Below are 23,287 nucleotides of genomic sequence, written 5' to 3' on the forward strand. Positions count from 1 at the left end.
TTCGCCGGCACGGCGTGATCCAGTTGCTTGACCGCGCCGGTGCGCTCCCCATAATGGGGCGCTCGACAACACCGCCGGCCCGGATTGCGGGCACATCACACCGACGACCAAGGTTCTTGCGACGCCCCCCGAGACGCGTCACTCGCTGCACCCCGCCCAAACGCACCCGATGCCCCCGCTCAACACCACGACCCCGCGCCGCCTCGCCCCCTCCTGCCTGCATGCGGTCGTCGTGATCACGGTCGTGGTCGGCCTGCTGCTGGCCTTCCTGCTGTTCTCCCACCGCGCGACGAGCGCGGCGGTCGAGGAGCGCGCGCGCAAGGAAGCCCAGCTGCTCGCCATCAAGTTCGAAGACACCTTGCGCCGGGTGGACATGACCCTCTCGTTCATCCGCGACCAGTACCTGAGCACGGCCCGGCACGATCCGGCCCACCCGGCTGCCGCTTACGCCGAAGCGGAGCACCTGCGCAGCCACCTCGTGCAGCTGGCGCGCAGTTTTCCCGAAGCCCTGTCGATCATCGTCACCGATGCGCACGGCAATATCCGCGCCAGCACGCTACCCACGCCGCCGGACTGGAACGTCAGCGATCGCGCTTATTTCCAGGACGCACGCGCGCGGCCGTCCGATCTCACGCAGTTCTCGTCGCCGCTCGTTGCCAGGAGCGCACCCACGCCAGCGGTGATCGGCTATCTCGCCCTGCGCAGCCCGGCCGGGGCGTTCGAGGGCGTGATCTCGATCGCGCTCGACCTGGCGCGCTTCGAGTCCCTGCTCTCGGGCATCGCGGTGGGCAACCAGGGCATGGTGAGCATTCGCAGGAGCGACGACAGCCGCCTGCTGGTGCGCTGGCCCGAGGCGCCGGCACATATCGACAAGCCCGCCCCCCAGATCCCCTCGTTCGGCATGATCCAGGCGGGCGCGCGCTCGGCCACCGTGCGCTACGCAGGCGTGTCGGACCAGGTCGAACGCATCGTCGCGTTTCAGGCGCTCGACGATTACCCCTTCTTCCTGCTCGTCGGCCACGGGGTCGAGGAGCAGTTCGCGCCGTGGCGGCAGAACGGCATGGTGGCCGCGGGTCTGGCGCTGTTCACCCTCGCGCTGCTGTTGTCGCTGCAGTACAGGCTGGACCGGAGCCGCGCCCAGCTCGCCCGCAAGCAGTACCAGTTCGACACCCTCATCGACAGCCGGCGCGATGCAAGCTGCGTCTGGCTACCCGATACCACCGTGCTGTCGTGCAACGCCCGCTATGCCGAACTGCTCGGCACGGACGCCGAGCAGGCGCGCGGCCTGCGCTGGATCGATTTCATCCCGGCGGCGCAGCAGGAGCGCGCGCGCGAAGACATTCGCGCCCTGCAGACCGGCACCGGCACCTTGACGACCGAGCGCGAGATCGAGTGCGCGGAAGGGCGTTCGTGCTGGATCCGCTGGGTGGACCAGCCTGTTCTCGACGAGCACGGACGCTGCGCCGAGATCCACTCGATCGGCCAGGACATCACCCAGGAAAAGCACGACGCGCTGCGCCTTCGCCAGCTCGCGCAGGCCGTCGAGCAGAGCCCCAACTCGATCGTCATCACGAACACGCGGGCCGTCATCGAATACGTCAACGCGGCCTTCACCCAGGTCACCGGCTTCGCCCCCGAGGAGGTTGTCGGGAAGAATCCGCGCGTGCTCAACGCCGGCAACACGCCGCGCGCAACCTACGAGGAACTGTGGGCCACCCTCACCCAGGGGGAGGTCTGGCGCGGCGAGTTCCACAACACGCGCAAGGACGGCAGCACCTACATCGAGCTTGCCACCATCGCCCCGATCAAGCAGGCCGACGGCCACGTGAGCCACTACGTTGCGGTCAAGGAAGACATCACCGAACGGCGCGAAACCGAGGCGCGCATCCAGCAGCTGGCCTACTACGACACCCTCACCGGGCTGCCCAACCGCAGCCTGATGCAGGACCGCCTCAAGCAGGCCATCCTCGCCAGCGAGCGCAGCGAAACCCATGGCATGTTGCTGCTGCTCGACGTCGATCAGTTCAAGGTCCTCAACGACACCCAGGGCCACGACGCCGGCGACGCGCTGCTGCGCGAGCTTGCCCGACGCCTGCAAGGCGCCCTGCGGGCCGACGACACCGCCGCCCGTCTCGGCGGCGACGACTTCGCGGTGATCGTCGAGGCGCTCGGAGCGGATGCCGAGCTCGCCATCGCTCATGCCAAGGGGATCGCCGAGCACCTGCACGCCGCCCTGCTGCAGCCCTTCGACCTGGGCCTGCCCAGCGGCCCCTACCGCAGCACGCCGAGCATCGGCATCACCCTCTTCCACGGACGCAGCAGCACCCCCCAATCCGTTCTCCAGCAGGCCGAGGTCGCGCTCTACAAGGCCAAGGAAGACGGCCGCAACGCGATCCGCTTCTTCAACGAGAACATGCAGGCGGTGGTGGATGCGCGCGCCGGGCTGGAGCTCCAGCTGCGCACCGCGCTGGCCGAGGGCGGCTTCCGGCTCTTCTACCAGCCCCAGGTCAACCGCGACGGCAGAGTCACCGGCGCCGAGGCGCTCATCCGCTGCTTCGACGCCGGGGGCAAGATGATCTCCCCCGCCGCCTTCATCCCGCTCGCCGAGGAAACCGGCCTCATCGTGCCGATCGGCGAATGGGTGCTCGACACCGCCTGCGCGCAGCTCGGCAGCTGGCAGCAGGACCCCGGCACCTGCCACCTCAGCGTGGCGGTCAACGTCAGCGCCAAGCAGTTCCACCAGCCCGACTTCCTCGACAAGGTGCGGGGCGCGATCGAGCGCCACCACGTGCCCCCGGACCGGCTGAAGATCGAGCTCACCGAGAGCGTCGTGCTCGGCGACCTGGAAGCCACGGTGGAGCGGATGCGCAGGATCAAGGCGCTCGGCGTGCGTTTCGCGCTCGACGACTTCGGCACCGGTTACTCGTCGCTGTCCTACCTCAAGCGGCTGCCCTTCGATCAGCTCAAGATCGACCAGGTCTTCGTGCGCGACATGGCGACGGACAACAGCAGCGAGGCGATCGTGCGCGCCATCCTCGCCATCAGCCGCTCGCTCGAGCTCGAAGTGGTCGCCGAGGGCGTGGAGACGCAGGAGCAGCACGACCTGCTGCTGACGCGCGGCTGCGAGATGTTCCAGGGCTATCTTTTCGGCAGGCCGACACCGATCGAGAACTGGCCGAGCCCGCGCTAGCAAACCGTGTGCGGAAACACCGGCGTGCCGAAGACGTCCCGGGAGCGGCCTCACGCCCAGCCACGCACCCCATTCCGGGTAGCACGCTCTCGGGCAGCCGTCTTTCTCTCCACTCGCACCATCAAGTTCGACGCCATGCAGCCGATAGCCAATAACAAGGGCTCATAGCAGCGTGATGCCGATCACGCTCGCGCTCATCTCACCTTCCGGACCGCAAGAACATTAGATCCTGATCAAGCGCGCACCACAGCTCCCTTGATTCAATGCCTACCTGCGCAGGCTTGGTCCGCCCCCACCGCAACAGAAAAAACGGTTGAAACGCAATGAAGACAATCTTTCTCGTCGATGACTCCGCCACGATCCTGCTGTCCATCTCGGGCATCCTGAGCAAGGCGGGCTATGCCGTCGAGAAGGCACCCAGTGCCCTCGACGCCCTCAAGAAGTTCCAGGCCGGCGTGAAGGTCGACCTGCTCATCACCGACCTCAACATGCCGGGCATGAACGGGATCGACTTCATCAAGGAGGTGCGCAAGCTGCCCGCCTACCGCTTCATGCCGATCCTGTTCCTCACCACCGAGTCGCAGCAGGCGAAGAAGGCAGAAGCCAAGGCGGCGGGCGCCTCGGGCTGGATCGTCAAGCCGGCCTCGGCCGACGAGCTGCTCAACACCATCAAGCTGGTCATGCGCTGATCATGAACTCCACGACCTTCCTGCGCCGGACGCTGTACATCCAGGTCTCGATCGCACTCGCGGTCGGGGTCACGGTGTACGTCCTCAACGACTGGTTCCACCAGGACTTCCTCACCGCCCTCGGCATTGCGCAGCCGCTCGGCGATGCGCTCGGCTCGATGCTCATCGTCGCCACCGTGTCGGTCGCCATCCGGCTCGTCTCGCTGGCCTTCTTCCGCGACATGACCATGGGCCGCGACACCGCACTCAAGCAGGGCAGCCATGCCCGCGAGCAGGCGGTGGCGACCTGCCGCGAGGTGGCCACCGAGCTGCGCGGGGTGCCGGCCTACAGCGGCGTGCTGCGCGGCCAGCTCGACAGCGTGGTGCAGCAGACCGAGCAGGCGGCCTACGACATCACCAGCCGCCTGCAGACCATCGACGGCGTGGTCGGCGAGCTCAACGCCTTCGTCGCCCAGGTGTCGAGCGAGTCGGCCGAGCTCGCCCACGACTCGGAGGCGCGCATCGCCAACAACCAGCAGCTGATCACGCGCATGCAGGAGTACATCGACTTCCGCATCCAGCAGGCGCACGAGGACGAGGCCCGGGTGAGCCAGGTGGTGAATGAGGCGCGCTCGCTCGGCTCGCTCACCGGGCTGATCAAGGACATCGCCTCGCAGACCAACCTGCTCGCGCTCAACGCCGCAATCGAGGCCGCCCGCGCCGGCGAGAGCGGGCGCGGCTTCGCGGTGGTGGCCGACGAGGTGCGCAAGCTGTCGGCCGAGACCGAGAAGGCGGTGACGGCGATCAACCAGGGCATCCTGGGCGTGGCCGGCACGATCGAGTCGCAGCTCCACCAGCGCATCCAGCGCGCCGCCCCCGACGAGGAGCGCACCGCGCTGTCGCAGTTCGCCGACCAGCTCACCGAGCTCGGCGCGAGCTACGAACAGATGCTGCGCAGCCAGGCCAGCACGATCGAGACCGTGCGCGGCAGCAGCGAGCAGCTCGCGGCGATGTTCATGGATGCGCTGGCGAGCGTGCAGTTCCAGGACGTCACCCGCCAGCAGATCGAACACACCGTCGAGTCGCTGACCCGCCTCGACGACCACCTCGGCGTGCTCGCCGACCGCCTCGAGCAAAGCGAGGATCCCGGCTTCACCTACACCCCGCTCGCCCACCATCTCGACGAGATCTACGGCCGCTACGTGATGGACCAGCAGCGCCAGACGCACGCCACCGCAGTCGGCGGTGCGTCGGCGGCTGCGGCGAGCGCCTCCAGCAACAAGATCGAACTGTTCTGAGTCCCGCCATGGCGACCCGCAAGAAGAAAACCGCCCCCCCGCTCGTGATCGCCGAAGACATGACGATCTACAACGCCGCCGCGCACAAGCAGCGCCTGCTCGAGGCCCTGCAGGCCACCGACCGCCTGGAGGTCGACCTGTCCGCGGTGAGCGAGATCGACACCGCCGGCTTCCAGCTGCTGGTACTGCTCAAGCGCGAGGCGCGCCGCCTCGACAAGGAAGCCCGGATCGTCGCGCACAGCGAAGCCGTGCGCGACCTGCTCGACTTCTACAACATGGCCGCTGCGTTCGGCGACCCCCTGCTGATCCCCGCTGCCAGCGCCTGACCCGGCCCCCTCCCGACCATGGATGAAATCACCACCGTATTCGTAACCGAGAGCCGCGAGCAGCTCGCCGCGCTCGAAGCCGCCCTGCTCGAGCTGGAGAACCAGCCCGGCGACGACGACACCCTGAACGCCATCTTCCGCAGCGCGCACACCATCAAGGGCGGCGCGGGCGTCATCGAATGCGACTACATCGTCGCCTTCACGCACGTGGTCGAGAACGTGCTCGACAAGCTGCGCAACGCCGAGATCACCCTCGACTCGGACCTGATCGCCCTGCTGCTGGCCTGCTCCGACCACATCGGCCACCTGCTCGGCGTGCTCGAGGCCGGCGCCCCCGGCCCCGACGCCGAGCTCGCCACCGACGGCGAGGCCCTGCTCGCCCGCCTGCAGCGCGACTGGCTCTCCGGCGAGAAAGGCGTCTCGCGCTCCGGGCCGCCAGCCGCCGTTCCGCCGCCGATCCACAGCAGCGGCGGCGGCGCGGTCGAGACCGACTGCTGGCACATCTCGCTGCGCTTCGGTCCCGACGTGCTCAGGAACGGCATGGACCCGCTCTCCTTCCTGCGCTACCTCGGCACCATCGGCCGCATCGAGCGCCTGGAGACGCTGACCGACACCCTGCCCGAGGCCGGGCAGATGGACCCGGAGTCGTGCTACCTCGGCTTCGAGATCAGCTTCTCCTCGGACGCCGACAAGGCCGCCATCGAGCGCGTCTTCGACTTCGTGCGCGACGAATGCTCGCTGCAGATCCTGCCGCCGCACAGCCGCCTGTCGGACTACGTCGCGCTGATCAACAGCCTGCCCGAGGACGCGATGCGCCTGGGCGAGATCCTCGTCAAGGTGGGTGCGCTGACCCAGGCCGAACTCGACGAAGGCCTGCAGCTGCAGAACACGGCCGGACCCGGCGAGGCCCAGACCGACGACGGCCGCGCCGCCGAGGACAGCGCGCCGGCTGAGGAGGCCAAGCCCCAGATCGGCGAGATCCTCGTCGAGCAGAAGGTGGTGCAGCCCGAGCTGGTGGAGGCCGCGGTCGCCAAGCAGAAGCAGGTCAGCGAGAAGAAGGCCGCCGAGGCCCGCCTGATCCGCATCCAGGCCGACAAGCTCGACCGCCTCATCGACCTCGTCGGCGAGCTCGTCATCGCCGGCGCGAGCGTCAGCCTGCTCGCCAGCCGCAGCGGCCTGGGCGAGCTCGTCGAGGCCACCTCGCTCACCAGCCGGCTGGTCGAGAGCATCCGCGACGCGGCGCTGCAGCTGCGCATGGTGCAGATCGGCGAGACCTTCAACCGCTTCAACCGCGTGGTGCGCGACACCTCGCGCGAGCTGGGCAAGGACATCGAGCTGGTGATCACCGGTGGCGAGACCGAGCTCGACAAGTCCATGGTCGAGAAGATCGGCGACCCGCTGATGCACCTGGTACGCAACGCCATGGACCACGGTCTCGAGCAGCCCACGGTGCGCGAAGCCCATGGCAAGCCGGCGCGCGGACGGCTCGAGCTCAACGCCTTCCACGACTCGGGCAGCATCGTCATCGAGGTGGCCGACGACGGCGCCGGCCTCAACCGCGAGCGCATCCTCGCCAAGGCGGTCGAGCGCGGCCTGGCGCAAGCCGGCCAGGCGCTGTCCGACGCCGAGGTGTACAACCTGATCTTCGAACCCGGCTTCTCGACCGCCGAGAAGGTCACCAACATCTCGGGCCGGGGTGTGGGCATGGACGTGGTCCGGCGCAACATCCAGGGCCTGCGCGGCAGCGTGGATGTCAGCTCGACGCCCGGCCAGGGCTCGCGCTTCGCGATCCGGCTGCCGCTGACGCTCGCGATCATCGACGGCTTCCTGGTCGGTGTGGGCGATGCGGCCTACGTGATCCCGCTCGACAGCGTGGTCGAGTGCGTCGAGCTCGCCGAGGAAGGCAGCGGCCGCGACTACGTGAATCTGCGCGGCGAGGTGCTCCCCCTGGTGCGCCTGCGCCAGCTCTTCGCCATGGACGGCGAGGCCCCGGTGCGGCAGAACGTGGTCGTCGTCCAGTACGCCGGCACCAAGTCGGGCATCGTCGTCGATCAGCTGATGGGCGAGTTCCAGACCGTCATCAAGCCGCTCGGCAGCATCTTCCGCAACATCCGCGGCATTGGCGGCTCGACCATCCTCGGCAGCGGCGAAGTGGCACTGATCCTGGACGTCCAGGCCCTCGTGCAACGCTGCGCCAGCACTGAAGAGCAGCGCACCGGCGCCGCCGCGCGCGCGCTGCCGGCCACCGCCCGCCCCTGAAGCGTTTCCCCAAGCGAATTACCGAGTTTCCCCTGGAGTAAATCATGAAGAACCTGAAGATCGGCACCCGGCTCGGCATTGGCTTTGCCGTCGTACTCGCCCTGCTCGTGCTCATAGCGGTGATCGGAAGTCTGCGGCTGAGCAGCCTGCAGGCTGAAATCACGGACGTCGTGAGCGACAAGAACGTCAAGGTCGCAACCTCGAACGACATGATCGACTCGGTCAACATGATCGGCCTGCTGCACCGGAATATGCTGATCATGAAGAGCGATGAGGATCTGCGCAGTTTTGCCCAGGGCGTCGCGGACGAGCGCGCCAATCTGCTCAAGAAGCTGGAAGCGCTCGATGCGATGTCCTTCGGTGACGAGGGCGAACGACTGCTCGGCGACATCAAATCGGCACGCCAGTCCTTCATCGGGGTCCAGCAGCAGTTCGAGAACCTGATCCAGCAGCGCAACTTCGAGGCTGCGACCAGCGTGTTCTCCGAGACCTACCGTCCTGCCTACCTCACCTATCTGGATGCGCTGAAGAAGTTCATCAGCTACCAGACCGACCTGATGCAGGAGACCGGCCGCCAGGCCGAGGCGCTCGGCGAACAGTCGGTGACGCTGCTGATCGGCCTGGCCCTAATCGCGCTGCTGATCGGCGTCGCCTTCGCGATCTTCATCACCCGCTCGATCACCCGTCCGGTGGCCGAGGTGAGCGCGGCCGCCAAGAAGATGGCCGGCGGCGACTTCAACTTCGACCTCAAGTCGGACGCCAAGGACGAGGTCGGCGAGGTCGTGCGCGCAGTGGCCGACGTCCAGGCCAGCGTCAAGCGCATGATCGTCGATGCCGGCATGCTGTCGGATGCCGCCGTGGCCGGCAAGCTCGCCACCCGCGCCGACGCCAGCAAGCACGAGGGCGACTTCCGCAAGATCGTCGAGGGCGTCAATGCCACGCTGGACGCGGTGATCGGCCCGCTCAACGTCGCCGCCGACTACGTGGACCGGATCGCCAAGGGCGACATCCCGGCCAGGATCACCGACACCTACAACGGTGACTTCAACACCATCAAGAACAACCTCAACACCGCCATCGACGCGGTCAACGAGCTGGTCGCCGACGCCGTGATGCTCGCCCAGGCCGCGGTCGAAGGCCGCCTGCAGACGCGCGCCGACGCCACCAAGCACCATGGCGACTACCGCCGCATCGTCGAGGGCGTCAATGCCACGCTCGACGCGGTGATCGCCCCGATCGACGAGGTCAAGCGCGTGATGGTCGCGCTCTCGGGCGGCGACCTCACCCAGAAGATCACCGACGACTACGCCGGCGACTTCCAGGTGCTGCAGAACGCGGTCAATGACTCGATGGACAAGCTCGCCGAGATCATCGAGCAGGTCCGCGGCGCGGCCGATGCGCTCACCAACGCCGCCGGCCAGGTCTCGGCCACCGCGCAGAGCCTCTCCCAGTCGTCCTCGGAGCAGGCCGCCAGCGTGGAGGAGACCTCGGCCTCGATCGAGCAGATGAGCGCCTCGATCAACCAGAACTCCGAAAACGCCAAGATCACCGACTCGATGGCCACCAAGGCCGCCTCCGAGGCCGGCGAAGGCGGACAGGCGGTGAAATCCACCGTCGAGGCGATGAAGAACATCGCCGGCAAGATCGGCATCATCGACGACATCGCCTACCAGACCAACCTGCTCGCGCTCAACGCCGCCATCGAGGCGGCACGCGCCGGCGAACACGGCAAGGGCTTCGCGGTGGTGGCGGCGGAGGTGCGCAAGCTCGCCGAGCGCAGCCAGGTCGCCGCCCAGGAGATCGGCGAGCTCGCCGGCAACTCGGTGCATCTGGCCGAGCGCGCCGGCACCCTGCTCGACGAGATCGTGCCCTCGATCAACAAGACCTCCGACCTCGTGCAGGAGATCGCCTCGGCCAGCCAGGAGCAGACCGCAGGCGTCGGACAGATCAACAACGCCATGGGGCAGCTGAACAAGGCCACCCAGCAGAACGCCTCGGCCTCCGAGGAGCTCGCCGCCACCGCCGAGGAGCTCGGCGGACAGGCCGGCCAGCTGCAGGAGCTGATGGGCTTCTTCAGCGTGGGTTCGTCCGCGCCCGTCCCGCACAAGCGCAGCGCGGCAAGCAAGCCCAGCCATGCGCCGGCAGCCGAAGCGGCGCCGCGTGCAAAGTCGGCGCGCTCGGCCGTGCGCCTGGCGGTCGGCAAGCCGGTGAGCTTCAGCGAAAGCGACTTCGAGAAATTCTGAGCACACGCCAAGTAGCAGGAGCCAGGCCATGAGCCAGAGCCTTACCCACAGCAAGAGCCCCCTCGCTGCCGGCATGGACGGCAGCCCTCAGCAGTACCTCACCTTCAGCCTCGGTGGCGAGGTGTTCGCGCTCGGGATCCTCAACGTCAAGGAGATCATCGAGTTCGGCAACGTCACCGAGATCCCGATGATGCCGGCCTTCATCCGCGGCGTGATCAACCTGCGTGGCGCGGTGGTGCCGGTGATCGATCTCTCCGCGCGCTTCGGCGGCGCGGCCTCCACCGTGTCGCGCCGCACCTGCATCGTCATCGTCGAGCTCGGCGATGGCGAGGAGCGCCAGGACCTGGGCGTGATCGTCGATGCGGTCAATGAAGTGCTGGAGATCCCGCGGGCGGACATCGAGCCCCCGCCGAGCTTCGGCGCCAAGATCCGGGCCGACTTCATCCAGGGCATGGGGAAGGTCGAGGGCCGCTTCGTCATCATCCTCAACGTCGATCGCGTGCTGTCTACCCAGGAGATCGCCATGCTGGCGAGCATGGGCAGCAACGGCAGCACCTCCGAAGAAGCTTGAAAGAAAAGGCGGGCGGGCGCCGGGCAGGCGCCCCCCGCACGCAAAACGGAATACCCGAGATGAACACTCAGTCCTACGGCTGGCGCTCGATTCGCCTGCGCCTGTTCCTTCTTTTCGCGATCGTGATTGCAGCGGTGCTGTTCTATGCCATCACGGACGTCATGACGCAGTGGACCACGCGCAACGCCATGGCGCGCGGTGTGCAGTACAGCCAGCTTTCGGTGCAGATCAACGCGGTGGTGCACGAACTGCAGAAGGAGCGCGGCCTGTCGGCCGGCTTCATCGGCTCGCGCGGCGGGCGCTTCAAGGCCGAGCTGGCCACCCAGCAGCAGGACTCCGACAAGGTGCGCGCCGCGCTCGACGCCTGGCTCGCGGGAACCGAGCGCCAGACGCTGGGCGGACAGATCGAGAAGGCCCTCGCCGAGGCCCAGACGCGCATGGCCGAGCTGCAGGCCGTGCGTAGCCGGGTCAACGGGCTGAGCATTCCGGGCCCCGAGTCCTTCAACTACTTCACCGGCACGATCGAGCGCCTGATCACCGTGATCAACATCGCGGCATCGGCCGCCGAGGAGGTCGAGCTGTCCCGCGGCATGAACGCCTACCTGATGTTCGTGCTCGCCAAGGAGCAGGCCGGGCGCGAGCGCGCTTCGGTCAATGGCCTGTTCGCGGCCAACGCCGCCGCCGATCTCGCCCTGCACCGCCGCATCATCACCATCCTCACCGCACAGGACACCTACCTGTCCACCTTCCGCTCGCTGGCAGCACAGGAATGGCAGGACGCGCTGCAGCGCGTGCTCGACAGCGAGCCCGGCCGCGAAACCGCGCGCTTGCGCCAGATCGCGCTGGATCGCATGGAACAGGGCGAGTTCGGCGTGGAGCCGGCGAGCTGGTTCGCCACCATCACGCGCAAGATCGACCTCATGAAGGTCGAGGAAGACCGCTTCGCCGCTGCGCTGATGAACCGCGCCCAGATGCTCAACGCGGATTCGTCCACACAGCTGGCGCTTTCGATCGCGATGACGATCGCGGTGCTGATCGCTGCTGCACTGTTCGGGCTGCAGGTGACCGGGCTGTTGCGCGGACTGCGCGGCAACGCCGAGGCCGCGCATCGCATCGCGCAGGGCAGGCTCGACGAGAAGATCGAGGTGCACCACCAGAACGAGCTCGGCGAGATCGAGGGCGCGCTGGCCGAGGTGCAGACCAACCTGCACGCCATGATCGACGACGCGAGCATGCTGGCCCAGGCCGCGGTGGACGGCCGGCTCGAGACGCGCGCCGACGCCTCGAGGCACCAGGGTGACTACCGGCGCATCGTGCAGGGCGTCAATGACACCCTCGACGCGGTGATCGGCCCGCTCAACGTCGCCGCCGACTACGTGGACCGGATCGCCAAGGGCGCCATCCCGGCCAGGATCACCGACACCTACAACGGTGACTTCAACACCATCAAGAACAACCTCAACACCGCCATCGACGCGGTCAATGGCCTGGTCGCCGACGCCGTCATGCTCGCCCAGGCCGCGGTCGAAGGCCGGCTCGAGACCCGCGCCGACGCCGCCAAGCACCAGGGCGACTATCGCCGCATCGTCGAGGGCGTCAACGCCACGCTCGACGCGGTGATCGCCCCGATCGACGAGGTCAAGCGCGTGATGGTCGCGCTCTCGGGCGGCGACCTCACCCAGAAGATCACCGACGACTACGCCGGCGACTTCCAGGTGCTGCAGAACGCGGTCAATGACTCGATGGACAAGCTCGCCGAGATCATCGAGCAGGTCCGCGGCGCGGCCGATGCGCTCACCAACGCCGCCGGCCAGGTCTCGGCCACCGCGCAGAGCCTCTCCCAGTCGTCCTCGGAGCAGGCCGCCAGCGTGGAGGAGACCTCGGCCTCGATCGAGCAGATGAGCGCCTCGATCAACCAGAACTCCGAAAACGCCAAGATCACCGACTCGATGGCCACCAAGGCCGCCTCCGAGGCCGGCGAAGGCGGACAGGCGGTGAAATCCACCGTCGAGGCGATGAAGAACATCGCCGGCAAGATCGGCATCATCGACGACATCGCCTACCAGACCAACCTGCTCGCGCTCAACGCCGCCATCGAGGCGGCACGCGCCGGCGAACACGGCAAGGGCTTCGCGGTGGTGGCGGCGGAGGTGCGCAAGCTCGCCGAGCGCAGCCAGGTCGCCGCCCAGGAGATCGGCGAGCTCGCCGGCAACTCGGTGCATCTGGCCGAGCGCGCCGGCACCCTGCTCGACGAGATCGTGCCCTCGATCAACAAGACCTCCGACCTCGTGCAGGAGATCGCCTCGGCCAGCCAGGAGCAGACCGCAGGCGTCGGACAGATCAACAACGCCATGGGGCAGCTGAACAAGGCCACCCAGCAGAACGCCTCGGCCTCCGAGGAGCTCGCCGCTACCGCCGAGGAGCTCGGCGGACAGGCCGGGCAGCTGCAGGAGCTGATGGAGTTCTTCACCATCGACGACGCCAGCGCCGCGCGCCGCCTGCGGGTCGCGTAGAACCCGATGCGCGGACGCACGCCATGATCAACTGGCACACCCTGTCGCCGCAGGAGATCGAGCGCCGGGCGCAGAGCATCTCGCCCGGCGAGTGGGCGGTCGACATGCAGCGCCCGATCTCCACCCTGCTCGGCAGCTGCGTGGCGGTCTGCATGTACGACCCCGCGGTGGGCGTGGGCGGCATGAACCACTTCATGCTGCCCAACATGCGCAAGCGCGAGGGCGGGGTCGACGTCGACTCCCTGCTCTCGGGCGACTATGCGATGGAGGTGCTGTTGAACGGCATCCTCGGTCGCGGCGGCGCCCGCCACCGCATCAAGGCCAAGGCCTTCGGCGGCGGCACCATCATCAGCGGCATCGCCGCCTCGGCGATCGGCAAGCGCAATGCGGAGTTCGCCTGCGAGTGGCTCAAGCGCGAGGGCATCGAGCTGATCGCCTCGGACTTCCTCGGCGCCTGTTCGCGCAAGCTGCTGTTCGTGCCTGCCACCGGCGACGCGTACTGCCGGCGCATGACCACCACCATGGCGAGCGCGCAGGAGGTGGCGAAGGCCGAGCAGGCCTACGCCGAGTCCCTGAAGCGACCGCCGCCGAAATCGAACGTCGAACTCTTCTGAGCGCGAGCCCCACCCGAGACATGGACAACAACGGCCTCACCGACGCGGAATTCGCGCTCTTCCAGAAGCTCATCTACCGGCTGGCGGGCATCAACATGGCCGACAGCAAGAAGCCGCTGGTTGCCGGCCGCCTGTCGCGCCGCCTGCGCCACTACGGCCTGGACAGCTTCGGCGCCTACTACAAGATGGTCACCAGCAGCGAGCAGCCGCAGGAACGCCAGCTGATGGTCGACCTGCTGACCACCAACGAGACCTACTTCTTCCGCGAGGCGGCGCACTTCGACTTCCTGCAGGACTTCGCCGCCAGCCGCCGTGGCCGCCCGTTCCGGGTGTGGAGCGGCGCCTCGTCGAGCGGCGAGGAGCCCTACACCATCGCCATGGTGCTCGCCGAAACCCTCGGCCTGGGTGCCAGCTGGGAGGTGGTCGCCTCCGACATCAGCCTGACCGTGCTCGAGCGCGCGCAGACCGGGCTCTACCCGATGGAGCGCGGGCGCGGCATCCCGCCCGAGCTGATGAAGAAGTACTGCCTGAAGGGCGTGCGCAGCCAGGAGGGCAACTTCCTCGTCGTGCCCAGGCTGCGCGAGCGGGTGGACTTCCGCCACATCAACCTGATCGCCCCCGAGACCCGCGACCTCGGCCAGTTCGACGTCATCTTCCTGCGCAACGTGATGATCTATTTCGACAACGACACCAAGCGCAAGGTGGTGGGCAACATGGTCCCCCACCTGCGCGAGGACGGCACCTTCATCGTCGGCCACTCCGAGACCCTGACCGGCATCACCGACGAACTGAGCGCGCTGCGCCCCACGCTGTACTGCCGGCCGCACGCGCAGGGGCAGCTCGAACGCCATCGCCTGAACCGCGCCGCGCCGCGCGCCCTCCACCCCGCCCGTAGCGAGCACGGCCGATGAGCGCCCGCATCAAGGTCATGATCGTCGACGACTCGGCGGTGGTGCGCCAGACGGTGCGCCAGGCGCTCGAGCGCGACGCCGGCATCGAGGTGATCGCCGCCGCCTCGGATCCGCTGTTCGCGATCAGCCACATGCAGCGCGAATGGCCGGACGTGATCGTGCTCGACATCGAGATGCCGCGCATGGATGGGCTGACCTTCCTGAAGAAGATCATGACCGAGCGCCCCACGCCGGTGGTGATCTGCTCCTCGCTCGCCGAAAGCGGCGCCGCCGCGACCATGCATGCGCTGTCCGCAGGCGCTGCGGCGATCATCACCAAGCCGAAGATGGGGGTGAAGCAGTTCCTCGAGGACAGCGCAAACGACGTGGTGCAGGCGGTCAAGGCCGCCGCGCGCGCCAACGCCAGCCGCCTGGTGCCGCGTGCGGCCGCGCCCCTCACCCCCGCGCCCAAGCTCAGCGCCGACGCCATCCTCGGCGCCGGCCTGGGCAGCGGCTCGAACATGGTGCGCACCACCGAGCGCGTGGTCGCCATCGGCACCTCGACCGGCGGCACCCAGGCGCTGGAGGCCGTGCTCACCCGCCTGCCCGCGGTGTGCCCCGGCATCGTCATCGTCCAGCACATGCCCGAGCGTTTCACCGCGATGTTCGCCGAGCGCCTCAACAGCCTGTGCGCGCTCGAGGTGCGCGAGGCGCGCCACGGCGACCGCGTGATGCCCGGCCGCGCGCTGATCGCCCCCGGCGGCAAGCACATGATGCTGGCGCGCAGCGGCGCACAGTACACGGTGGAAGTGGTCGACGGCCCGCTGATCAACCGCCACCGCCCCTCGGTGGACGTGCTGTTCCGCTCCTGCGCGAAGTTCGCCGGCAAGAACGCGGTGGGCGTGATCATGACCGGCATGGGCGACGACGGCGCGCGCGGGCTCAAGGAGATGCACGACGCGGGCGCCGCCACGCTGGCCGAGGACGAATCGACCTGCGTGGTGTTCGGCATGCCCAAGGAGGCGATCCGGCTGGGCGGCGTGGACCGGGTGCTGCCGCTGCCGCAATTGCCGGAGGCGATCCTGGGGTTGGTCAGGTGAGGCGTCCGCGGCGCGGCCGCGGCGCCTGGCTCAGCCGACGGCCCGGCGGGACTGCCACAGCGACCACAGGCTCATCAGCGCGAGCGCGCCGACGATCAGCGCCATACCGGTGAATTCGGCCCCGTTCGGCCGCTCGCCAAGCTCTATCCAGCCGGCGAGCGCACCGATCAGGGGGATGCCGAGCGCCGACAGGCCGGCCATGCCCGCCGACAGCCGCTGCAGCACGTACAGCCAGAGCACCCAGGCGAGCCCGGTGGCGAACACCGAATTGAAGACCAGCGCGCCGAAGAAATACGGCGTCGGATCGATCGGTCGCGACGGATGCAGCCCCGCGAACACGCACAGGGCCAGCGCGCCGAACAGCATCTGCCAGGCGGTGAGCGCGAGCAGGTCGAAGTCGTGATCCTGGCGCATGCGCTTGGCCACCACGGCCGACGCGGCCCAGGTGATGCCGGCGGCCACCGCGAGGAAGTTGCTGAAGCCACTGCCCGCCATGGCCCACGGCTGCAGCACGAGCACCAGGCCGGCCGCGGCCACCGCGATCGCGCCCCATTGCAGCCCGCGCACGCGTTCGCCGAGCACCCACCACGCCATCGGAATCACCCAGAACGGCATCGTGTACACCAGGACCGCGGTCTTGCCCGCGCCGCCCGCCACCAGCGCCCACTGGATGAGCGCGGTGAAAGCGGCGGTCTGCAGCAGGCCAAGCAGCACCACCTGGCGAATGGCACCCACCTTGATCGGCCGCCGCAGCGCGACGAGCACGACGAACAGGGTCGCTGCGCCAAGCGCCGCGCGGATTGCGGAGAAATCGAAGGGATCCACGTACTGGATCACCTGCTTCATCACCACCCAGTTGTAACCCCAGATCAGGGACAGCGCGGCGAGCGCGAGCAGGGCCAAGCGGGGCGTGCCGGATGCGGGCATCGGACCTCCAAAAGGAAAACGCCGCGGCGCCCCTGAGGGGGGCCGCGGCCGAAGGGCTGCCGCCGGGGAGACGGCGGCGAGTAACAGTGCGAGGCGGATTATGCACCGCAACGCACGCGGTGACATAAGGCCAGGCTGATAGCGCTTATCGGCCCGGCAGCGGCGGGCAACGGCGTTCGTCCGCCACGATGCCCGCCCGCCGGGGCCGGACTCACATCGGCTGCGCCGCAACGACCGGCGCCTTGCGGCTCATCAGCGCCAGGTGCAGCACCGCGCCGAGCAGCGCGCCGAACATCCACGAGAAGCCCGCCCAGGCGGCCAGCGCCGGCGTCCACACCGAGGCCACCGAGAACAGCGAGGCCACCGAAAAGGCGAACAGGGCGCGCTTGTTCCAGCCGTTGTCGAAGTAGTAGGTGGAGCCCGGCTCGGCGGAGAATAGGTCCTGCACGTTGAGCTTCTGCTTACGCACCAGGTAGTAGTCGGCGACGACGATGCCATACAGCGGCGCGAGCACCGCGCCCAGGGTGTCGACGAAGCCGGCGATGCCGATGTGGCTGATCAGCGCCACCCACAGGCCGCCGATGAAGAACGAGATCACCGCGGTGATGATGCCGCCGGTGCGCGCGCTGATCTTCGCCGGGGCGAGGTTGGCGAGACCGAAGGCCGCCGGGATGAAGTTGGCGACCAGGTTGATGCCGACGGTGGCGGCGAAGAATGTGAGCGCGGCGATGATGGTCAGCGCCAGGTTGTCGACCTTGGCCACCATCTCGGCCGGGTTGGTGACGATCTCGCCGAACAGCACCGCGGTGCCGGCGGTGATGAAGAGCGCGAGGAAGGAGAAGAACGCCAGGCTCACCGGCAGGCCGAGGAAGTTGCCCCACTTCATCTGCGACTCGTTCTTCACGAAGCGCGAGAAGTCGCCGTAGTTGATCACCACCGCGGCGAAGTAGGCCACCATCGTGCCGACCACCGCGGCGAAGGCCGCGATCGGGCCACCCGGATGCTCGCCACGGCCGTCGAAGATGTTGCCGAGCTCATTGACCAGGCCGCCGCCGGCCTTGTACCAGATCACCCCGAGCAGCGCGATCATCACCAGATAGACCAGCGGGCCGGCCCAGTTGAGGAAGTTGGTGATCCAGTCGAAGCCGCGCAGGAAGAGGCCGAGTTGGAACACGCACACGATCGCGTACGACACCCAGTCGACCGCGTTCATGCCGAGGAAGGTGCCGCCGCCCGGGTTGTCGAGCAGCGCATTGAACAGCAGCGCGAGCGCGGTCGAGGCGAAGTAGGTCTGCACGCCGTACCAGAAGATGGCGACGATGCCGCGGATCAGCGCCGGGAAGTTGGCCCCGCGCACGCCCATCGAGGCGCGCGCGATCACCGGGTAGGGAATGCCGTACTTCACGCCCGGCTTGCCGGTGAGGTTGACCAGCACGTTGACGATGATGCCGGCGAGGATGATGCCGGCGAACACGGTCCAGCCGTTGAGGCCGTAGGAGATGAACAGCGTGGCCGCCAGCGTGTAGCCGAACAGGCTCTGGATGTCGTTGGACCACACGTTGAAGATCTCGAACCAGCCCCACTTGCGCTGCGCGGGCGGCAGCGGCGCGAGGTCCGAGTTATAGAGGCTGGGATCCATGTGCTGGATCCTGAGGTCGATCTTTTCGTTTTCCATGTCTGTCTCCATGACCGCCGAGGCGGTATCAGCTTGTAGGCTTCGAGGCGGCCCGCGAACCTCGCGGACCCTGTGGGAGCAACTGTCTGTGGGAGCGGGCCTGCCCGCGAATGTCGCGGACTCGAGCGCTGTATTCGCGGGCAAGCCCGCTCCCACGGAAGACCTCGCGGATCAATGGGGTCTGACCCCATTGAAATCACATCTCGCGCACCGAGCTCGCCGCCGGCCTGCGCACCGATGGTCTGGGCACGGTGATCGGTGGCATGTTCAGCACCTTCCCCTACACCAGCTTCTCGCAGAACGTCGGCCTGGTGGGCGTGACCGGCGTGAAGAGCCGCTGGGTGTGCGTGGCGGCGGGCGCGATCATGATCGTGCTCGGCATGCTGCCCAAGATGGCCGCGCTGGTGGAGTCGGTGCCGACTTTCGTGCTCGGCGGCGCCGGCCTGGTGATGTTCGGCATGGTGGCGGCGACCGGCATCCGCATCCTCGCCAACGTCGACTTCAAGGGTAACCGCAACAACCTGTACATCGTCGCGCTGTCGATCGGCTTCGGCCTGGTGCCGCTGGTGGCGCCGCGCTGGACCCAGCACATGGCCCACGGCCTGCACCCGCTGCTCGAGTCGGGCATCCTGCTGACGGCGATCTCGGCGGTGGTGCTGAACCTCTACTTCAATGGCGGCCGCGAGGACAAGGCGGGCGCGATCGAAGCGGCGAAGGCTGCAGAAGCGCACTGACCGGAGCGCGGCCGGCACGCCGGCCGCGCATTTACACGGGATGCAAGCGGAAAGGGGGCCAGCGGCCCCCTTTCTTCGTTTACGCCCTGGGCAATCGGCCGTCGACACGCCGCCGCTGCCTGCCCGGGCTCACTTCATCATCGCCACCAGCCCGAGCGTGATCGACGGGAAGGCGACCAGCAGCAGCAGGCGCAACAGGTCGATGCCGACGAAGGGGAACAGTCCGCGGAAGATCGCGCCCAGTCTGACGTGCGGCAGGGCGGCCTTGAGCACGAACACGTTCATGCCGATGGGCGGCGTGATCAGCGCGATCTCGGTCACCACGACCACGATGATGCCGAACCAGATCAGGTCGAAACCATGACTCATCAGGAGGGGGAGGAAGAGCGGGACGCAGATCAGGATGATCGCCAGCGACTCCATCACGCAGCCCAGCAGCAGGAAGATGAGCAGGATCGCCGCCAGGGTCTGGTACGGGCCGAGTCCAGCCTGCTGGACGAGCTCCAGGATGCCTTCGCCCAGACCGGAGAACGAGATCAGCTTGGCGAACAGCAGCGCGCCGAACAGCACGCTGTAGAGCATCACCGAGGTGGTGGCGGTCTCGACGAAGATCTGGCGGAAGCTCTGCCAGGTCATCCGACGCTGCCCGATCGACAGAATCAGCGCCAGGCCGGCACCCAGGCCCGCAGCCTCGGTGGCGGTGAAGAGCCTGCCATAGAGGCCGCCGATGATGACCACGAAGAGCAGGGTGAAGGGCCACACGCCGCGCAGGGAGCGCAGCTTCTCGGCGGTGGTCGTGCGCTCGCCACGCGGGGCGTCCTGCGGGCTGATGCAGGCGATGGCGTAGACCACGCCCAGGTACATCAGCAGGCCGAGGATGCCCGGTATTACCGCGGCGACGAACAGGTCGCCGATGTTGGTCTGGGTGAGGATGCCGTAGATCATCAGGATGATGGACGGCGGGATCAGGATGCCGAGCGTGCCGCCGGCAGCGATGGTGGCCGAGGCGAGCTGGTCCGAGTAGCCGTAGCGCTTCATGCTCGGGTAGGCGACCTTGGACATCGTGGCGGCAGTGGCCAGGCTCGAGCCGCACACCGCACTGAAGCCGGCACAGGTGACCATGGTCGACAGCGCCAGCCCGCCACGCACCGGGCCGAGGAAGGCGTTGGCGGCGCGGAACAGGTCGTCGGAGATGCCGGAGCGGGCGAGGATGTTGCCCATCAGGATGAACATCGGCACCACGGCCAGTTCGTACGAGAACACGGCTTCGGAGATCGTCAGCGGCACCAGCGAGCGCGCAACGTCGAAGCCCATGACGACGCTGATGCCGGCGAGCGACACCGACAGCAGCGCGAAGGCCAGCGGCACCCGCAGGAAGGCCAGCACCAGCACGGCCAGCAGGGAAAGGAGACCGACGGTCATTTGGCACGCTCCTCGGTGGTGTGGGAATGGGACACGTGGGGATGCGAGGGGGGCGCGCCGAAGCAGCCCAGCAGTGCGGCCAGGGCCGACAGCAGCGAGGTGAATGAGATGAAGGCGTACATGCCGCTGCGCGGGATCGACAGCGCCTGGCTGATCTCCTGGATCTCGCTGGCCTCGATCGCGGCGTTGAAGAATTCGTAGGCGATCAGCAGCAGCACCAGGGTCATCAGCAGCGCGATCAGCCGGTGCCACCACGCCATTGCGGGCTTCATCAGGTACTTGTCGAACAGGTCCACCGCCAGGTGTCCGCGCGCAGCGGTCAGCAGCGGCAGGCCGCAGAACACCATGATCGCCATCAGGTGCTCGGTGGCGTCGTGGGCGCCGAAGACGGGGGTGCCGAACAGCCGGCGACCGATGACGTCGGCAAAGGTGAGCAGGACCATGCCCAGCAGCGTGAGGATGAGCAGCGCCTCGACGCCCTTGCGGAGGCGGGACAGATACGCGTCCATGTGATTCTCCTTGTGGGTGTGGCCGGCCGGAGCCGGCCACGTCCGGGATCAGCGGGCGATCAGTTGCCGGCGTGGGACTTGTAGCGCTGCTCGAAGAACTCGAGCATCTCCATCGGCTTGTCGACACCGTAGCTCGGGCCTTCGGCCGCCCAGTCGGCGAGCATGCGCTCGCGCACCGCGCCGATGCGCTCGAACAACGCCTCCGAGGGCGCGTTGAAGCTGTGGCCCTCGGCGCGCAGCTTGGCCTCGCCGGCCTGGTTCTGCACATCGAAGCGCTGGCCCCACAGGCGCGACAGCTTCTCGCCCGACACGCTCATGATCGCCTTGCGGTCGGCCTCGGAGAGCTTGTTCCACTTGCCCTCGTTGATGGCGATGAAGAAGGACGCATCGTAGAAGCCGCCGGGGACGATGGTGTGATGCTTGAGCTTTTCCTCGACGCGGAAGTTGATCACCGACTCGATGGTGTGCAGCGAGGCATCGACCACGCCGCTTTCGAGCAGCTCGTAGGCCTTCGGGCCCGGCCCGGCGACGGGCACCGCGCCGAGGTCCTCGAGCAGGCGCTTCTGGATCGGGCCGCCCATGCGCACCTTCTGGTTCTTGAGGTCGTCGGGCTCGATGATGTTCTTGCTGCCGTGATGGATCTGGCCGCCGCCGAAGAGGCCGACGCCGAGCATGACCACGCCCTCGAAGGCCGGCTTGCCGGCGAGGTACTTCTCGTAGGTCTCCCACAGCGCCACCGAGGAGGCTTCCGCGTTGGTGCCGATGAAGGGCATCTCCGAGAACCACAGCGCCTTGAAGCGATCGGGCTCGTAGGTGAAGTTGCCCCAGGTGATGTCGGCGATGCCCTTGCGCGCCAGCTCCCAGTGCTGGGCGGGGCCGCCGACCGGCTTGGGCAGGATGCGGACGTCGACGCGGCCCTCGGTGACGCGCTTGACGTCCTCGATCCAGGGCTGGAAGACCTCGGGGGTCAGGAAGTGGGTGGGCGACACCCAGCTCGACATGGTCAGGGTGGTGGCGGCCTGGGCGGCCGGCATGCCGGCGCCGGTGGCGATGACGAAGCCGGCGGACAGGGTAGCCAGGAGTTTGCTGAGTTTCATGTTGCCTCCGTACAGGGTTTAGTTATGGAAATACTGCTCGACCAGGCCGACCCACAGCCGGGCGCCCACCGCGAGGCAGGCATCGTTGAAATCGTAGTGCGGGTTGTGAACCATGCAGCCGCCCGCCCACTTGCCGTCGGCGTGGCCGTTGTCGCCGTTGCCGACCAGCACGTAGCAGCCCGGCACGCGCTCGAGCAGGAAGGCGAAATCCTCGCTGCCGGTGAGCGGCTGGGCATCGGCGAACACATGTGCGGCGCCGAAGGTCCTGCGTGCGACATCGACCGCGAAGGCGGTCGGCCCGGCGGCGTTGATCAGCACCGGGTAGCCGCGCTCGTAGCGGATCTCGCTGGTGCAGCCGTAGGCGCGCGCCTGGTTCTCGGCCAGTTCGCGGATACGCTGCTCGACGAGGTTGCGGACGTCGGGGTCGAGGGTGCGCACGCTGAGCTCGAGTTCGGCGGTCTCGCCGATCACGTTGTAGGCCGAGCCCGCCTGCATGCGCCCGACGCTGATCACCGCGGCGAGGTTGGGATTGACGTTGCGACCGACGATGGATTGCAGCCCGAGCACGGTCGCCGCCGCCGGCAGGGTCGGATCCACCGCCATGTGCGGCATGCCGCCATGGCCGCCGCGGCCGACGAAGCGGATCAGCACCTTGTCCGAGGAGGCCATGAAGGCGCCCGGACGAACGTGGACCTCGCCGACCGGGATGCCCGGGAAGTTGTGCATGCCGAAGATGGCGTCGCAGGGGAAGCGCTCGAACAAGCCTTCGTCGATCATGCGCCGCGCGCCACCGCCGCCGCCGAGTTCCTCGGCGGGCTGGAAGATCAGCACCAGCGTGCCATTGCCCGCCAGCAGACCCTTGCGCGCGCGCTCGGCCAACGCCTGGGCGGCACCGAGCAGCATCGCGGTGTGGCCGTCGTGGCCGCAGCCGTGCATCTTGCCCGGGATGACGCTCGCCCACGGCAGGCCGGTCATCTCCTGCACCGGGATGGCGTCCATGTCGGCGCGCAGCCCGATGGTGCGCCCGCTGCCGTCGCCGACGCGCAGCACGCCCACCACACCGGTGACGGCGATGCCGGTGTGCACCTCGTAGCCCCAGGCGCGCAGCCGCTCGGCCACCAGCGCGCTGGTGGCGTGCTCCTCGAAGCCGAGCTCCGGGTTGCGGTGGATGGCATGGCGCCACACCTTCATCTGCTCGGTATCGATCTCGGGCGCAACAGCTGCTTGGGTGCTCATCTGGCTCACCAATAG

Annotated in this window: 18 protein-coding genes; 12 read left to right on the forward strand and 6 right to left on the reverse strand. The window is 68.0% G+C overall.

Annotated features, from left to right (window positions below):
* Window positions 1–169: 169 nt before the first annotated feature.
* From AAG895_RS14190 to AAG895_RS14240, 11 genes are all read left to right on the forward strand, one after another.
* Window positions 170–3,190 (forward strand): EAL domain-containing protein, encoded by a 3,021-nt coding sequence (locus tag AAG895_RS14190; protein WP_345792647.1) that lies wholly within the window; start codon window positions 170–172, stop codon window positions 3,188–3,190.
* A gap of 323 nt (window positions 3,191–3,513) precedes the next feature.
* Window positions 3,514–3,879 carry a response regulator gene (locus AAG895_RS14195; RefSeq protein ID WP_345792648.1) on the forward strand — a complete coding sequence of 122 codons (366 nt, stop codon included), beginning with the start codon at window positions 3,514–3,516 and terminating at the stop codon, window positions 3,877–3,879.
* A 2-nt stretch (window positions 3,880–3,881) separates the two neighbouring features.
* Window positions 3,882–5,156, forward strand: coding sequence for a methyl-accepting chemotaxis protein (locus AAG895_RS14200; protein WP_345792649.1), 1,275 nt, complete (start codon window positions 3,882–3,884; stop codon window positions 5,154–5,156).
* Window positions 5,157–5,164: 8 nt separating this feature from the next.
* Window positions 5,165–5,482 (forward strand): STAS domain-containing protein, encoded by a 318-nt coding sequence (locus AAG895_RS14205; RefSeq protein WP_345792650.1) that lies wholly within the window; start codon window positions 5,165–5,167, stop codon window positions 5,480–5,482.
* Between the two features lie 18 nt (window positions 5,483–5,500).
* Complete coding sequence (locus AAG895_RS14210; RefSeq protein ID WP_345792651.1) at window positions 5,501–7,741, forward strand: chemotaxis protein CheA; 2,241 nt, start codon at window positions 5,501–5,503, stop codon at window positions 7,739–7,741.
* Window positions 7,742–7,785: 44 nt separating this feature from the next.
* Complete coding sequence (locus tag AAG895_RS14215) at window positions 7,786–9,984, forward strand: methyl-accepting chemotaxis protein (RefSeq protein WP_345792652.1); 2,199 nt, start codon at window positions 7,786–7,788, stop codon at window positions 9,982–9,984.
* A gap of 28 nt (window positions 9,985–10,012) precedes the next feature.
* The gene (locus tag AAG895_RS14220) at window positions 10,013–10,555 is read left to right on the forward strand and encodes a chemotaxis protein CheW (protein WP_345792653.1); all 543 of its coding nucleotides are present in this window, start codon (window positions 10,013–10,015) and stop codon (window positions 10,553–10,555) included.
* A gap of 59 nt (window positions 10,556–10,614) precedes the next feature.
* Window positions 10,615–13,068, forward strand: a complete 2,454-nt coding sequence (locus tag AAG895_RS14225) for a nitrate- and nitrite sensing domain-containing protein (protein WP_345792654.1) — start codon at window positions 10,615–10,617, stop codon at window positions 13,066–13,068.
* Between the two features lie 23 nt (window positions 13,069–13,091).
* Entirely contained in the window at window positions 13,092–13,682 is a 591-nt protein-coding gene (locus AAG895_RS14230; RefSeq protein WP_345792655.1) for a chemotaxis protein CheD, read from the forward strand.
* Between the two features lie 20 nt (window positions 13,683–13,702).
* On the forward strand, window positions 13,703–14,593 hold the full coding sequence (locus AAG895_RS14235; RefSeq protein WP_345792656.1) for a protein-glutamate O-methyltransferase CheR: 891 nt from the start codon (window positions 13,703–13,705) through the stop codon (window positions 14,591–14,593).
* On the forward strand, window positions 14,590–15,672 hold the full coding sequence (locus tag AAG895_RS14240) for a chemotaxis response regulator protein-glutamate methylesterase (protein WP_345792657.1): 1,083 nt from the start codon (window positions 14,590–14,592) through the stop codon (window positions 15,670–15,672). The genes AAG895_RS14235 and AAG895_RS14240 overlap by 4 nt, the downstream gene beginning before the upstream one ends.
* 30 nt (window positions 15,673–15,702) lie before the next feature.
* Here AAG895_RS14240 and AAG895_RS14245 read toward each other — a convergent pair whose 3' ends face one another.
* Window positions 15,703–16,599: an EamA family transporter gene (locus AAG895_RS14245; protein ID WP_345792658.1), complete on the reverse strand. Its 897-nt coding sequence runs from the start codon at window positions 16,597–16,599 to the stop codon at window positions 15,703–15,705.
* Window positions 16,600–16,810: 211 nt separating this feature from the next.
* Window positions 16,811–18,274, reverse strand: coding sequence for an NCS1 family nucleobase:cation symporter-1 (locus tag AAG895_RS14250; RefSeq protein WP_345792659.1), 1,464 nt, complete (start codon window positions 18,272–18,274; stop codon window positions 16,811–16,813).
* A 263-nt stretch (window positions 18,275–18,537) separates the two neighbouring features.
* Here AAG895_RS14250 and AAG895_RS14255 point away from each other — a divergent pair, with 263 nt between their 5' ends.
* The gene (locus tag AAG895_RS14255; RefSeq protein WP_345792660.1) at window positions 18,538–19,008 is read left to right on the forward strand and encodes a solute carrier family 23 protein; all 471 of its coding nucleotides are present in this window, start codon (window positions 18,538–18,540) and stop codon (window positions 19,006–19,008) included.
* Between the two features lie 129 nt (window positions 19,009–19,137).
* On the opposite strand, the gene AAG895_RS14260 is transcribed toward AAG895_RS14255, so the two are convergent.
* The 4 genes from AAG895_RS14260 to AAG895_RS14275 are packed head-to-tail and all read right to left on the reverse strand — an operon-like array spanning window position 19,138 to window position 23,272.
* Complete coding sequence (locus AAG895_RS14260) at window positions 19,138–20,430, reverse strand: TRAP transporter large permease (RefSeq protein ID WP_345792661.1); 1,293 nt, start codon at window positions 20,428–20,430, stop codon at window positions 19,138–19,140.
* A complete protein-coding gene (locus tag AAG895_RS14265) occupies window positions 20,427–20,939 on the reverse strand; it encodes a TRAP transporter small permease (RefSeq protein WP_345792662.1) in 513 nt (170 codons plus the stop codon). Before AAG895_RS14265 ends, AAG895_RS14260 begins: the two co-directional genes overlap by 4 nt.
* A gap of 59 nt (window positions 20,940–20,998) precedes the next feature.
* Entirely contained in the window at window positions 20,999–22,036 is a 1,038-nt protein-coding gene (locus AAG895_RS14270) for a TRAP transporter substrate-binding protein (protein ID WP_345792663.1), read from the reverse strand.
* 18 nt (window positions 22,037–22,054) lie between these two features.
* Complete coding sequence (locus tag AAG895_RS14275; protein ID WP_345792664.1) at window positions 22,055–23,272, reverse strand: M20 aminoacylase family protein; 1,218 nt, start codon at window positions 23,270–23,272, stop codon at window positions 22,055–22,057.
* Between the last annotated feature and the right edge of the window lie 15 nt (window positions 23,273–23,287).

This window comes from Thauera sp. JM12B12, from assembly GCF_039614725.1.
In the GTDB taxonomy this organism is placed as follows: domain Bacteria; phylum Pseudomonadota; class Gammaproteobacteria; order Burkholderiales; family Rhodocyclaceae; genus Thauera.

Excerpts from the sequence above, each read along its gene's own strand:
- AAG895_RS14190 (WP_345792647.1), top strand. The coding sequence starts at position 170 with ATGCCCCCGCTCAACACCACGACCCCGCGCCGCCTCGCCCCCTCCTGC.
- AAG895_RS14195 (WP_345792648.1), top strand. The coding sequence starts at position 3,514 with ATGAAGACAATCTTTCTCGTCGATGACTCCGCCACGATCCTGCTGTCC.
- AAG895_RS14200 (WP_345792649.1), top strand. The coding sequence starts at position 3,882 with ATGAACTCCACGACCTTCCTGCGCCGGACGCTGTACATCCAGGTCTCG.
- AAG895_RS14205 (WP_345792650.1), top strand. The coding sequence starts at position 5,165 with ATGGCGACCCGCAAGAAGAAAACCGCCCCCCCGCTCGTGATCGCCGAA.
- AAG895_RS14210 (WP_345792651.1), top strand. The coding sequence starts at position 5,501 with ATGGATGAAATCACCACCGTATTCGTAACCGAGAGCCGCGAGCAGCTC.
- AAG895_RS14215 (WP_345792652.1), top strand. The coding sequence starts at position 7,786 with ATGAAGAACCTGAAGATCGGCACCCGGCTCGGCATTGGCTTTGCCGTC.
- AAG895_RS14220 (WP_345792653.1), top strand. The coding sequence starts at position 10,013 with ATGAGCCAGAGCCTTACCCACAGCAAGAGCCCCCTCGCTGCCGGCATG.
- AAG895_RS14225 (WP_345792654.1), top strand. The coding sequence starts at position 10,615 with ATGAACACTCAGTCCTACGGCTGGCGCTCGATTCGCCTGCGCCTGTTC.
- AAG895_RS14230 (WP_345792655.1), top strand. The coding sequence starts at position 13,092 with ATGATCAACTGGCACACCCTGTCGCCGCAGGAGATCGAGCGCCGGGCG.
- AAG895_RS14235 (WP_345792656.1), top strand. The coding sequence starts at position 13,703 with ATGGACAACAACGGCCTCACCGACGCGGAATTCGCGCTCTTCCAGAAG.
- AAG895_RS14240 (WP_345792657.1), top strand. The coding sequence starts at position 14,590 with ATGAGCGCCCGCATCAAGGTCATGATCGTCGACGACTCGGCGGTGGTG.
- AAG895_RS14245 (WP_345792658.1), bottom strand. The coding sequence starts at position 16,599 with ATGCCCGCATCCGGCACGCCCCGCTTGGCCCTGCTCGCGCTCGCCGCG.
- AAG895_RS14250 (WP_345792659.1), bottom strand. The coding sequence starts at position 18,274 with ATGGAAAACGAAAAGATCGACCTCAGGATCCAGCACATGGATCCCAGC.
- AAG895_RS14255 (WP_345792660.1), top strand. The coding sequence starts at position 18,538 with ATGTTCAGCACCTTCCCCTACACCAGCTTCTCGCAGAACGTCGGCCTG.
- AAG895_RS14260 (WP_345792661.1), bottom strand. The coding sequence starts at position 20,430 with ATGACCGTCGGTCTCCTTTCCCTGCTGGCCGTGCTGGTGCTGGCCTTC.
- AAG895_RS14265 (WP_345792662.1), bottom strand. The coding sequence starts at position 20,939 with ATGGACGCGTATCTGTCCCGCCTCCGCAAGGGCGTCGAGGCGCTGCTC.
- AAG895_RS14270 (WP_345792663.1), bottom strand. The coding sequence starts at position 22,036 with ATGAAACTCAGCAAACTCCTGGCTACCCTGTCCGCCGGCTTCGTCATC.
- AAG895_RS14275 (WP_345792664.1), bottom strand. The coding sequence starts at position 23,272 with ATGAGCACCCAAGCAGCTGTTGCGCCCGAGATCGATACCGAGCAGATG.